The 12,160-nt window shown below is 56.1% G+C and carries 13 protein-coding genes; 8 read left to right on the top strand and 5 right to left on the bottom strand.

Translation table 11 applies throughout. The features are described 5' to 3' along the window. Positions 1–8: 8 nt before the first annotated feature. Positions 9–176, top strand: coding sequence for an antibiotic biosynthesis monooxygenase family protein (locus tag H2515_RS03250; RefSeq protein ID WP_232821527.1), 168 nt, complete (start codon positions 9–11; stop codon positions 174–176). Positions 177–240: 64 nt separating this feature from the next. On the opposite strand, the gene ilvD is transcribed toward H2515_RS03250, so the two are convergent. From ilvD to H2515_RS03225, 5 genes are all read right to left on the bottom strand, one after another. Further along, entirely contained in the window at positions 241–1,917 is a 1,677-nt protein-coding gene (ilvD, locus tag H2515_RS03245) for a dihydroxy-acid dehydratase (protein WP_232821526.1), read from the bottom strand. 78 nt (positions 1,918–1,995) lie between these two features. Beyond that, positions 1,996–3,033: a dihydroorotase gene (pyrC, locus tag H2515_RS03240; protein ID WP_198660905.1), complete on the bottom strand. Its 1,038-nt coding sequence runs from the start codon at positions 3,031–3,033 to the stop codon at positions 1,996–1,998. A gap of 67 nt (positions 3,034–3,100) precedes the next feature. Continuing rightward, a complete protein-coding gene (locus H2515_RS03235; protein WP_176712601.1) occupies positions 3,101–3,658 on the bottom strand; it encodes a hypothetical protein in 558 nt (185 codons plus the stop codon). Between the two features lie 56 nt (positions 3,659–3,714). Continuing rightward, positions 3,715–4,593 carry a DUF6671 family protein gene (locus tag H2515_RS03230; protein ID WP_065413612.1) on the bottom strand — a complete coding sequence of 293 codons (879 nt, stop codon included), beginning with the start codon at positions 4,591–4,593 and terminating at the stop codon, positions 3,715–3,717. 65 nt (positions 4,594–4,658) lie between these two features. Further along, a complete protein-coding gene (locus H2515_RS03225) occupies positions 4,659–4,961 on the bottom strand; it encodes a hypothetical protein (RefSeq protein ID WP_232821525.1) in 303 nt (100 codons plus the stop codon). 569 nt (positions 4,962–5,530) lie between these two features. Here H2515_RS03225 and H2515_RS03220 point away from each other — a divergent pair. The 7 genes from H2515_RS03220 to H2515_RS03190 all read left to right on the top strand — a co-directional run bounded on the left by H2515_RS03220 (position 5,531) and on the right by H2515_RS03190 (position 12,040). Continuing rightward, positions 5,531–5,677, top strand: a complete 147-nt coding sequence (locus H2515_RS03220; protein ID WP_198660904.1) for a DUF2249 domain-containing protein — start codon at positions 5,531–5,533, stop codon at positions 5,675–5,677. Positions 5,678–5,682: 5 nt separating this feature from the next. Further along, positions 5,683–6,000 (top strand): cupin domain-containing protein, encoded by a 318-nt coding sequence (locus H2515_RS15975; protein WP_232821524.1) that lies wholly within the window; start codon positions 5,683–5,685, stop codon positions 5,998–6,000. Continuing rightward, entirely contained in the window at positions 5,991–6,248 is a 258-nt protein-coding gene (locus tag H2515_RS03210) for a hypervirulence associated TUDOR domain-containing protein (RefSeq protein ID WP_232821523.1), read from the top strand. The genes H2515_RS15975 and H2515_RS03210 overlap by 10 nt, the downstream gene beginning before the upstream one ends. 32 nt (positions 6,249–6,280) lie before the next feature. Then, entirely contained in the window at positions 6,281–7,345 is a 1,065-nt protein-coding gene (locus tag H2515_RS03205; RefSeq protein WP_198660903.1) for a tellurite resistance/C4-dicarboxylate transporter family protein, read from the top strand. 286 nt (positions 7,346–7,631) lie between these two features. Next, entirely contained in the window at positions 7,632–8,993 is a 1,362-nt protein-coding gene (locus H2515_RS03200) for a proton-conducting transporter transmembrane domain-containing protein (RefSeq protein ID WP_232821522.1), read from the top strand. Positions 8,994–9,284: 291 nt separating this feature from the next. Continuing rightward, entirely contained in the window at positions 9,285–11,762 is a 2,478-nt protein-coding gene (locus H2515_RS03195) for a YbcC family protein (protein ID WP_198660902.1), read from the top strand. Next, complete coding sequence (locus H2515_RS03190) at positions 11,759–12,040, top strand: EAL domain-containing protein (protein WP_065413606.1); 282 nt, start codon at positions 11,759–11,761, stop codon at positions 12,038–12,040. The genes H2515_RS03195 and H2515_RS03190 overlap by 4 nt, the downstream gene beginning before the upstream one ends. Positions 12,041–12,160 lie beyond the last annotated feature (120 nt).

The raw sequence follows: 12,160 nt of genomic DNA, 5'->3' as shown, positions 1-12,160 counted from the left end.
GTATTTTTGTGAATAGCGCTCAATACCGCTACTGCTGGCGGCGGGTGCGTTTTGCGGCACCGGAAGTAATCAATTCCTATCACGAGCACCCTGACTATGTGGCCTTCACCAACCGGCGTTTCCGGCCCGTGGCCGACCGGGAAATCAGCATCGACTACGCCATGGAAGACCTATGAAAACCATTAGCGACATTGACATGTCAGATGCTGCAGACCTCACCGGGCCTCTCGTTTCTAACGTTCAATCTGTTACGGCCCCCTTACTGGCCGAGGAAACCAATTTGGCGTACTTCGCCAAAACGCCGCGCGTGTGGCGCGGTGCGGGTGCTTGCCAGACGGCGCGGCGGCGTTCAATTTCTTCATCAGACACATTGAGTTGCAGCAAACGCTGTTCGGGATCTATAGTCACCGAGTCGCCCTCGATGACGAGGGCAATCGTGCCCCCCACTGCAGCTTCCGGCGCGACATGGCCGACCACCATGCCGTACGTCGCCCCGGAAAAGCGACCGTCGGTAATGAGGCCGACCGAATCGCCCAGTCCTTCACCGATGATCGCCGAGGTGGGAGACAACATTTCGCGCATGCCGGGGCCGCCCTTGGGTCCTTCGTAGCGGATGACCACGACATCGCCGGGCTTGATTTTCTGCGCCAGGATCGCTTCCATGCACGACTCCTCGGATTCAAAAACCCGTGCCGGACCGGTGATTTTGTGCATTATAAAGCCGGTTATTTTCGCCACAGCACCTTCCGGCGCGAGATTGCCCTTCAGGATGGCAAGGTGCCCTTGGGCATAAATGGGATGGTTCCACGGGCGTATCACCTCCTGATCCGTACGCGCTTCGCTCGGCACATCCTGCAAAACTTCTGCAAGCGTCTGACCGCTGATGGTCAGCGCATCGCCGTGCAACACGCCGTGGGCGAGCAGCATTTTCATCACCTGGGGAATGCCGCCCGCCCGATGCAGATCGGTGGCGACGTAACGGCCCGATGGTTTCAGGTCGCAGAGTACCGGCACACGCCCGCGCATGGCCTCGAAATCATCAAGGGTGAGCGGTACCTGTGCTGCATGCGCAATGGCCAGCAAATGTAATACCGCGTTGGTGGAGCCGCCCACGGCCATGGCCACCGCAATGGCGTTTTCAAACGCCTGCCGCGTCAATATCTGGCGCGGCAGGATTTGTTTTTGGATGGCGCTTACCAATACCTCTGCGGACTGTGCCGCACTCTCCGCTTTTTCTGCATCCTCCGCCGCCATGGTGGAGGAGTACGGCAAACTCATGCCCATGGCTTCGAAGATGGAAGACATGGTGTTGGCGGTATACATGCCGCCGCAGGAGCCCGCGCCAGGGCAGGCGCGACGCTCGATTTCCAGCAGTTCTTCGTCGTCAATTTTATGGACGGTGTGTTGCCCCACTGCCTCAAAGGCGCTCATGATGGTCAGATCTTGGCCCCGGTAGTGGCCCGGCTTGATGGTGCCGCCATAAACGAAAATGGCTGGAATGTTCATGCGGGCGATGGCGATCATTGCGCCCGGCATGTTCTTATCGCAGCCGCCGAGGGCGAGCACGCCGTCCATGCTCTGGCCCTGACACACCGTTTCAATGGAGTCGGCAATCACTTCGCGTGACACCAACGAATATTTCATGCCGGCGGTACCCATCGAAATACCATCGGAAATGGTGATGGTGCCAAACGTTTGCGGCATCGCCCCAGCCGCCTTGAGTGCCGTTTCCGCACGCGTGGCAAGCGCGCCGATGCCGATATTGCAAGGCGTGATGCTGCTGTGCGCATTCGCCACGCCGACGATAGGTTTGTCGAAGTCCTGATCACCAAACCCCACCGCACGCAGCAGGGCCCGGTTGGGGGAGCGCTGCACGCCCTGCGTGACGGTCTTGCTTCTGCGGTTGTCAGACATCATTACCCTCCTGAGTATGTGTAAGCCGCAGCAAAATGCAGCGGAAATTTACGGAATCCTGGGAGTCGACACGCTGCCGGCTCATGTCAGCACTGTCCACGCCATCGTTTTGCCGGCGCGCAGCGGCACCACCGTGTCCTGCCCGAAATGCAGTTCTTCGGGTACCGTCCAGCTCCGCCGCTCCAGGGTGAGGGTGTCCCGGTTGCGCGGCAGTCGGTAGAAATCGGGCCCGTGGAAGCTCGCGAAGGCCTCCAGGCGGCCGAGCGCACCGGCGCGCTCGAAAATTTCGGCATACAGTTCCATTGCGGCATGCGCGCTATAGATGCCGGCGCAACCGCAGGCGGACTCCTTGGCGTGTCGCGGATGCGGCGCGCTGTCGGTGCCGAGAAAAAACTTCGGGTTGCCGCTCGTGGCCGCGGCGACAAGCGCTGCGCGCTGCGTCTCCCGCTTCAGGAGCGGCAGGCAATAATAATGTGGCCGTAACCCGCCCTCGAATAGCGCGTTGCGGTTGAGCAGCAAATGGTGTGCGGTAATCGTCGCGGCGACGTTGTCGGGGGCCTGCCGGACGAAGTCGACCGCCGCGTGCGTGGTGATGTGCTCCAGCACCATGCGCAGGCCGGGAAAATCGCGCGTCAACGGCATGAGGTGCCGGTCGATGAACACCGCCTCACGGTCAAACACGTCCACGGTCGGATCGGTCACTTCGCCGTGCAGCAACAACGGCAGATCCTGCTTTTCCATCGCCGCGAGCACCGCATAGGCACGCTTCAGATCGGTCACACCATGCTCGGAATGGGTGGTCGCGCCGGTCGGGTAGTACTTGACTGCCTGCACAAAACCACTGCTTTTTGCCTTCGCGATCTCGGACACCGGCATATTGTCCGTGAGATAAAGGGTCATGAGCGGCTCGAAGCACATCTCCGCTGGGAGTGCCGCGAGGATGCGGTCGCGATAGGCCTGCGCCAGATCGACTGTCGTGATGGGAGGTTGAAGATTGGGCATGACAATGGCGCGCGCAAAACGCCTCGCCGTGTCGGGGAGTGCCGCGGCCATCATCGCGCCATCCCGAAGATGGAGATGCCAATCGTCGGGGCGTATGAGCGTCAGTCGCTTTACCATGGGTACCTTCCTGGCACATAAAGTCGGAGTATAACCATCCTGGTCGGGTTTTACCGTGTTCATTTTTTCAATGGCATGACAGTTCATCCTGTAAGGACAAAGCACCCGTATCCGGGTCGCAATAAATCGGGTCGGCAATCCGAAGCGGATAGCGCAGAGTCAGTTGCTTGATCTCGGCGTGCACTTGCTCCATGGGGGTGCCACGCGCGAAAACCGGTGAATAAACGCCAACGGTTCCGGTGTCTCCCTGCGTAAGCGCAATCAGCGCATCAAGCAATAGGTTATGGGAAAACCCCATCCCCTCATTGGTCTCCCGACATACCGCCTCGATCGAGGCAACTGACCAGATACCCCACAAGGCAAAAATTTCCCGTATCGTTAGCAGAAGGGTCTGAGTGGCTGACAATGGCCGCCCCCATTCTTGAGGAAGGTTGGTGACTGTGTGCTTATCCACCCAGGCACCCAAGAAACGTTCATTGGCGAAGGAATCGCTTGGGCGACTGCGACAATACGCAAGAAACTCTTCGACCTGCCGGCAGGCACTGGCAAGGTCGTCTGCTCTCCGCACGAAAAGAAACAGACGTGCTACTGAAACATCCTGCACTGCCTCGGTAATCGTTGTCATGATGGGATACTCCTCAATTCGGGCTGCCGACACATGGCTGCCATGCCGTTTCTGATTCACGGATTGCACCAGTCGCAGTGGCCCGCTGGAGCGGCCTTCTCCTGGCGTTCCAGCGCGACCTGGTGGCCACACCTGGCACAACGGTGGATGTCCGCCCGGGTGTCCCGCGTCGGGGAATCACAATCCTCACAAGGCAAGCCGGGAATGCGCTCCACGATCTGGAAGCCGGGCGTGTTGCAGATCGGGCATGGGGTGCAAAGCTTGCGTGCGAGATCCCGTGTGGCCGAAGCAATGATCTCCATGCGCATGGGGTTCATATGGGCACGCACGTCGGTTTCCAGGAAGGCGCAGCCGTTGTCCGCCTCGCCGCAGGCCCAGAAAAAAGCCTCACGCAGCGATTCCCAGTCGGCAATCCCTTTGCGGATGCGGGAGTCGTCCTCATGGCGCGGGCGCACTATGATCCCGTGTTCGGGAAAATCTGTCGCACGGGCGAATGCCTCGGCCTGCTCCCAGTTGGCAGCGAGCAGATGAGAGAAGTTGGTTCTACCCGAGGCAACACCCACCACTTCGATCCCGAGCGTATCGTCGATCCAGACGATCATTTCTACGTTCAAGGAAAACAGCCCGGTAAACGGGTCCGGCCCAAAACTGCCCTCGCTAGCGAGTCCCAGGGGCAAATGCGCCAGATCCATACCAATGCGTGCCTTTTTCCGCACCGCCTCAATCTGGGTGCCAGCACGGGGGATGCCGCGGGTAAAGGTACCCAGCTGGTCCGTGTCAAAGCCTGTCACCAGGACAACATCGCAACCAATGGCGGCGGCCAGTATAGGAGCAACGACTTTCTCCTTGCCGTGCTGGGTAAGTAGCGCCACGTTTGAATCTTTGTAGATGGCGTTTTTCAAACGCGAATATTTTGCATGCTCTATCTCGGGCATTTACTGGCATGACTCCCAAAAAAGCACAGGCATGGGGTTGCCAGGGCAACCCCGACTTCATTTGCTCAATCCGCCACATTCCAGTGGGTTCCAACATGACCGGCACGGAGCCATGCCAAGTAACGGCGCGCTTCATGGATACTAAGAAGAGACGGCTCTTGATCGTGGTGATAACGTACGCAGACATAATGCCCCGCCGCCCGGGCGTGGGCGCCGTTGAATTCTTCAAGGGACGGCGCCCCCTTTGACGAAATGGCATCAATGTCCTGAGCAAGTTCGAAAGCCGAAAGCCTCAAATCTGCTGCGGGTCTTACCAACTTCCTGAAAAGCGACATAAAACCTCCCGTTGCTCCATTCAAGACAGGCATCGTCTGGAACACTCTTTAGCGTGTATCACGAGACCTCATGGCTCGCACCCGATATCACATGGGGAAAATGCTCTCCATCGGGTCCGTCGGCGCGCACAGAGGGGCGATGACTGGAGAAGAGTGTGGGGGAGACTTTGTTTTAATAAAAGTTAAATATTATTACCAATATATTTAATGATAATTAAATATATTGGTGTTTTCTGTCCTGCGGATCGATGTCATCTTCCACATCTAATCATCCTTAGGTATGCCACTCACGATCATGGTAACGATTCCTCAATATCTTCGGTCCTCCGCGACGGAAAGAAACGCAAGACCACAGTGAGCAACTGAGTCTGGACCATCTCCTTACCGTTTACCGGAAAAGCCAACGCAGACCACAAGCCACCTCAGAGACTAAGCCCACTTCCGGGCGATTGCCATAAGGTATAGTCTAGCAAGGGTTACTGTGCAAAACCCACGAGATAGGATGAGGATCCTCTACTCCGGACGTTTGATCCAGATCAATGAATGTCCGAAAAAACGGCCAAGAATGGTTCGGTATTCATTTGATGATATATGGAGAAACCATGCCCTTCATCAACAATCACGACCCGCGTGCCCTCTTGGAACAATTGCGCGCCCGGTACGGGGAGCGGGTGGAGATCGCCTATGAGCAGCGCGAGCTACGAAACATCCGCATTCGCTTCACGGTGCATGCAAGCGCTTCGGCATGAGACTTTTGGGCAATGCCGCCCCTTCCTTCGACGATCCCGTGAGGCTGCTCCGGGCCTGCCATGAACGCATCCTGGGGCACTGCGAGACCTTGGAGCGCCTGGCCGAACACTTGGCGCGAGTCGGTGCCGACAGCGAAGCACGGCTGGCCGCTGCACGCATCCGCCGCTACTTCCATGTGGCCGGTCCCGCCCACCATGCCGACGATGGCAGCGGCCGTGGCTGGGTCCTGAGCCCGGAGCGACCGGGCTGGATACCGCCGGACCTGTCGCACCGGGTGGAGTTCATGGGCCCGGTACGCTTCTACGTGAGCTTTTGGCGCTGAGCCAACCCCATGAAAAAGGTAGCGGCACGACCTTTGCCGTAGGCGACCCTGTCACCTGGAACTCGGAGGCGGGCTGGGTGACGGGCGTGATTATCGCAGTACAGATGGCGGATTTTCCGGTCCACGGCTATATCCATCATGCCAGTTCCGAAGACCCCCAATATGCTATCCAAAGCGACAAAAGCCGCCATGTGGCCTATCATAAGGGCGGTGCCCTGCGACTCGTGGGGGAAGGCTCGCAGAGCTGATGGTCCGAGTTTTTCCGAGAGGGACAGCCGACATGGAAAGGAATGGGAGGGGTCTGCCTCGTCTGCTGGATGCTGCCGTACAGGACCTGGCCCCCGCCTATTTCGCTCTGGTGATGGCCACGGGCATCGTCTCCCTGGCGGCCCAGGCCATGAGCATTCCGCTCCTCGCCCGATCGCTCTTCTGGCTCAACGGGACATTCTACGGAGTTTTGTGGTTCCTGACGGTTTGGCGCATGCTGCGCTTTGGTCAGTGGTTGAGCGCGGATATCAAGGATTACCAACGCGGCCCCGGTTTTTTTTCCGTGGTGGCTGGATCCGCTATCCTCGGCGGCCAGTTCATACTCCTTGCGAATGATGAAATGACAGGAATGCTGCTCTGGGGCCTTGCCATGGCTCTTTGGCTGCTGCTGAACTACGGCATCTTCACTGCCTTCACCATCCAGAAGCACAAACCTTCCCTGGAAGATGGCATCACCGGCACTTGGCTTTTGGCGGTGGTTGCTGCTCAATCCATCGCCGTGCTCGCTGCGCTGCTGGATGCCCACTGGAACCCCATGCATCGCCTGGAGTTCAATTTTGTCGCGCTCTCCCTGTGGCTCTGGGGCGGCATGCTCTACATCTGGATCATAGTCCTCATTTTTTACCGTTATAGTTTCTTCCCCTTTGCGGCGGAGGATCTGGTGCCGCCCTACTGGGTCAACATGGGGGCCATGGCCATTTCCACCCTGGCGGGCTCCCTGCTCATCGATAACGCCGCCAAGGCCCCCTATCTCCATTCGCTGCTCCCCTTTCTGAAAGGCTTTACGGTCTTTTACTGGGTAACAGGAAGCTGGTGGATCCCTCTGCTGGTCGCCCTGGAGATCTGGCGCCATGGTATCAAGCGGCTTCCCATCCGCTATGACCCGCTTTACTGGAGCCTAGTCTTCCCCCTGGGCATGTACAGCTTGTGCACCATCCATATGGCGCAGAGCATGGATCTGCCCTTTTTGCTCCCTCTCGGGCATATCTTCTTTTATCTGGCGCTACTGGCTTGGGCGATCACTCTCTACGGGATGATCCGCAGGATGGTATTCAACGGTTCTTTGGTGCGTGGCTGATTGAGAACACCGCATTGAGAGAGCGGCATGGAACAAGCACCCATCAATGCAGAGGTATGCCTCTGAGGGTATCGCAGAAGGTCTCCCTTTACTTTTGCGGCACTATTTTCAAGAAAAACCAGATTTGTCCATAGTTTTATGCATAGGTCAACCCATTTAGATAAGTAAAACGTTAAGGTTATAAATCTTAACTTATTATTTATTAATAAGCGGGTTACTGTTCACTTCGCAAGACTGTAGCAAGCGGTCACCGGGTTACATTTCAGATTTCACGCAGGAGTTGCGTATGATTGCGATTATTGCATCCTCTCTTCTTATGTTGGTTGCACCATGGCCATTGCTATTGGTGGGTTTACTGGTCGGAATCCGCGCGGACCATCATGCACGCTGGGTCAAGACACTGAGCGACGGTGCCAATTGGTTTGCGCTACTTTGTAGCATTTCTGCCACGGCAATGTATGTGACGATGGCACAGCATTCACAGACCTTTCTGTCGATGCCTCTGCCTTGGGAATTAGGCTCATTTGCCATCCGAACGCTGGTTAATCCATTGACGCTCGTCATGTTCACGTTGGTCTCCTTCATGGGAATGATTGTCTCTCGATACTCCGCCACGTATATGGTAGGGGACGCTCATGAGGGACGGTTCCACCGGTGGCTGAGTCTGACGGTTGGCGCATTTCTAGTGCTGATTGTGACAGACAATATCTGGGGATTCTGGATTTCATTTATCGCCGCCAGCCTGTTTTTACATCAGCTATTGATATTCTATCGCGAACGTCCACTCGCCGTGATAGCCGCACGCAAAAAATATTTGTTTTCGCGTATCGCCGATGTGAGCCTTTTCACTGCTTTTCTGCTGATAGTACGGACCACCGGAAGGACAGAGTTTTCAGGAATCGCACAGTGGATGCACGCGTGGCACGGAAGTCTTCCGGCCAACTTGCAGATCGCAACAGGCCTGATTGTGCTCTGTGCTATTTTAAAGAGCGGGACATTCCCTCTGCATGGTTGGCTTATTCAGGTTATGGAGGCCCCCACGCAGGTTTCGGCGCTATTACATGCGGGACTCATTTATACCGGGGCATTCCTGCTCTTGCGTGTCAGTCCCATGATCACCCACGTAAGTTGGGCCTGGACCGTACTCATTCTCGCTGGGCTTTTATCTGCAACCGTGGCATCTCTCATGATGATGACGGAAACCAATATCAAAGAATCGCTGGCATATTCCACTTCTGCGCAACTGGGTTTCATGCTGATGGAATGTGGTTTGGGTTTGTACAGTATCGCCGTACTCCATATTGTCGCTCACTCTGTCTATAAGGCGCATGCGTTCCTGTCTTCCGGAAGCGTGGTAGACAATTTCCGTGGACCGATGATCCAGAAGCTCAATATTAAGCAAACGCTCGGACGCGCGGAATTGGCAATTCTTATATCAGGGCTGGTCACCTTTGGCGTTGCCATGGCATTTGGCTTCGATTTGCAAAAGCAGCCCACTTTGCTGACGATCGGCGCCATCGTCGCCATTGCGATGGGTCAGCTCCTGCTGCAAGCCCTCAATAGATCTGGAGTCGGAGCTGGCACCTTGCTTTCCCGAGTGGCTCTGTTAAGCATCATTGTCTGTTCAGCCTATTTTGGGCTGCCATGATCTGTCCACCGACTTGCTGGGAAGCAGCATTCCCAGTGATACCCTACAGGCTGATCATATTCCAATCTGGTTACTGGCGCTTATTGTTGTGGCTTTCCTTTCCTTGTTACACATTCAGCAACTGTTGCCCCGGTTGCAGAAGTCATCTTTTTGGCAGGCCGTGTATGTGAACCTATATAATGGACTGTATGTTGATCTTGTTTTTAGTCAGATGGCCTTTCTTCACGCCTCGAAGATTGGGGAAACACTGGGTGCGGCAAATCCACAAGTTCAGTTTCCGGAGGAGTAGACATGAAAGCAGCAGCGACATCAAACTTGTATCAGGACATCAAAGCGAACATTGAAGGCGCATGCCAGAGAATTGCTCCCCTCTGGCCACTCAAGCACTTTGTTGCGGTAAATCCATACGTTGGCTTGCGCGACCAACCGTTCTGGCAAGCGGATCAGACGCTTCGCAAGATCACCGGTGAGGGGCTGACTATGCCGCGGCCCTATTATGAAGAGCAGATCGCCAGCGGACGGATCACCCAAGAGGATTTGGACGAAGCACTGAAGGAAATGCACAGTATTTGGGGAGTGACCCGGCTCAAACAGGCGATGAAACAACGATCGGCAAGCCGAAATGTGCCCTTTCCGGTCTTCGCTGATGCCATGTTTGCCGATGATCGTCGCAATTGGCCGGGCTTCGTTGTGGAAAGGATTAGCCAATATTGCGCGGCGTACTTTGACGAGGGGCAGGCCACATGGAGCATGCCGTGGCGCGATGGCCCGATGTATCAGGGCTGGTTAAAGTTCATGCATTTCGACAAGAGCCCGCGCATGATCGGCTTGCGCGGAATTGGAGATGCGGCCGCCGCACTCCCGGCAGCCGCAGAAACGGCCATTGCCTGGGCGCTGAAGGAACTCTCCGTCCCGTTTGATCTGACCGATGATTATCTCTTTGCAGCACTCCTGAGTATCGGAGGCTGGGCGGGTTGGGCTAGATATTTGCGTTGGCAGGCCGAATTGAAGGGTGAGACCGATCAATCCTTGCGTGATCTCCTCGCCATCCGCGTGTGTTGGGATGCCATTCTTCACAAGACCTGCGCCGATATCGCCGTACGAAAACAATGGCACCGGATGTTGCGCAGCCAACAAAATAGGGCGATAGAGAAACCGTCGGAGCATGTTGATGCCATTTTGCAGACCGCACTGGAGATCGGCTACCAGCGTTCATTAATCAAATCACTAATAAAAGCATCGGAGTCAAGCAATGCAGTCACTGAACGACCCATGGCGCAGGCTGCGTTTTGCATAGACGTGCGCTCCGAAATCATCCGCCGGGCGCTGGAAACAGTGGCGCCAGGCATCCAAACCTTGGGATTCGCGGGCTTCTTTGGCGTACTCATGGAATACGTTCCATTCGCTGCGAATACGCCTAAAGGGCATCTCCCCGTCATTTTCAATCCGCCTTATCGGGTATGCGAGGACCTGAGTCATGCGAGCGCGGATGAAACGCAACGGCATGCCGCAAAAAGGCAATTACGCCTACGGGTAGCCACCGCCTGGAAGAGTTTCAAAACATCAGCCGCGTCGACTTTCACCTTTGTGGAAGCCACTGGATTGATATATGCCCCGAAGCTTTTCGGTGACAGCATGGGTTGGACCCGCACCGTACCCCATCCGGACGAAAAGGGCCTTAATATCGAGACGAAACAGCGACTGCGCCCACGCTTGATCGCTAGCGGTAACGGTAAAGCCAGTACCAAAAGTACCGGAATACCAGAAACTGAGCGGGCGGGGGTCGGGGCGTTCATCCTTAAAAACATGGGGCTGACGCAGACATTCGCACGCCTGATCTTGTTGGCGGGCCATGGCAGTACTACGGTCAACAATCCGCAGGGGACTGGACTCGATTGCGGCGCTTGCGCCGGGCAGACGGGAGAAGCCAGTGCCAGGATTGCGGTAAGCTTGCTAAACGATCCGGCGACCCGCCGGGGTCTTGAGGAGAAAGGGCTTAAAATTCCGGAAGACACCTATTTCATCGCCGGATTGCATGACACCACAACAGATGAAGTGATGCTCTTCGATACGGAAGATCTGCCGGCAACACACGCCAAAGATCTGGCGCAACTCCGCCAATGGCTGGCCGATGCGGGTGAACTTACACGGATGGAACGCGCCACCCTGCTGGGTACGGCCTCTCAAGTTCCTGAGGTGGTCACGCGCGACATGCGGCGACGCACTCGGGACTGGGCCGAGGTCAGACCCGAATGGGCACTAGCGGGCAACGCCGCTTTTATTGCGGCTCCCCGCCAAAGGACAAGGGGCGTTGACTTGGGGGGTCGGGCTTTTTTGCATGATTATGACTGGCAAAAAGATGTTGGCTTCTCCACATTGGAATTGATTATGACTGCACCCATGGTGGTGGCAAACTGGATCAATATGCAATATTACGGCTCTATGGTAGACACTTTGCGTTTCGGTAGCGGCAATAAGGTGCTACATAATGTCGTTGGGGGATCTATCGGTGTTCTTGAGGGGAATGGAGGGGACTTGCGTGTCGGCTTTGCCTTGCAGTCTCTGCACGACGGTAATCATTGGGTTCATGAACCGATCCGTCTCAACGTGTTGATTGAGGCACCCCAGGCGGAGATGGAGAGCATCATTTCCCGCCACGTTCTCGTCCGGGAACTGGTGGATAATGGTTGGCTTTATCTTTTCCAAATCGATGATGATGGCAGCGTTTACCGTCGCGTATTCGACAAACAGTGGCAACGGATGACGTGAAAAATTCCTGCCGCATCGCGGCTTGGGCCAATGACACGCAACGTGCGATGTTCGACGCCAGCCTTGGCCTGGCAAAACAGCTCGGGATGGAAGTGGTGGCGGAAGGGGTGGAAGATCTGGCGGACTGGGATTTTCTGCGCCAGCGGGGCTGCGACCTGGCCCAAGGCTACTTCATTGCCAAAGCCATGCCAGCCGAGGATATGCCCGCCTGGCTGGTCACCTGGGAAGCGCGTCGTCCAAAAGTAAGTCCAACAAACACACTACCAGGGGCAGATTGAAAATGTACCATATTGCCTTTTAGGCAGATGGTGACGTAAAGGCTGGAAGCGCAGCCCACCTGCAGTGTGTTGTGCCAAGGGCTAATACTTCGTCCACCCCTTCATATAGAACATCCCCTC

Origin of the sequence: Acidithiobacillus ferrivorans, from assembly GCF_016250455.1 — a bacterium.
Classification (GTDB): Bacteria; Pseudomonadota; Gammaproteobacteria; order Acidithiobacillales; family Acidithiobacillaceae; genus Acidithiobacillus; species Acidithiobacillus ferrivorans.
This window is presented reverse-complemented; position numbering and strand designations above follow the sequence as displayed.

Bases quoted from the DNA above. Each gene is read 5' to 3' on its own strand.
- H2515_RS03195 (WP_198660902.1), top strand. From the start codon at position 9,285: ATGAAAGCAGCAGCGACATCAAACTTGTATCAGGACATCAAAGCGAAC.
- ilvD (WP_232821526.1), bottom strand. From the start codon at position 1,917: ATGATGTCTGACAACCGCAGAAGCAAGACCGTCACGCAGGGCGTGCAG.
- H2515_RS03205 (WP_198660903.1), top strand. From the start codon at position 6,281: ATGGAAAGGAATGGGAGGGGTCTGCCTCGTCTGCTGGATGCTGCCGTA.
- H2515_RS03235 (WP_176712601.1), bottom strand. From the start codon at position 3,658: ATGACAACGATTACCGAGGCAGTGCAGGATGTTTCAGTAGCACGTCTG.
- H2515_RS03225 (WP_232821525.1), bottom strand. From the start codon at position 4,961: ATGCCTGTCTTGAATGGAGCAACGGGAGGTTTTATGTCGCTTTTCAGG.
- H2515_RS03220 (WP_198660904.1), top strand. From the start codon at position 5,531: ATGCCCTTCATCAACAATCACGACCCGCGTGCCCTCTTGGAACAATTG.
- pyrC (WP_198660905.1), bottom strand. From the start codon at position 3,033: ATGGTAAAGCGACTGACGCTCATACGCCCCGACGATTGGCATCTCCAT.
- H2515_RS03230 (WP_065413612.1), bottom strand. From the start codon at position 4,593: ATGCCCGAGATAGAGCATGCAAAATATTCGCGTTTGAAAAACGCCATC.
- H2515_RS03200 (WP_232821522.1), top strand. From the start codon at position 7,632: ATGATTGCGATTATTGCATCCTCTCTTCTTATGTTGGTTGCACCATGG.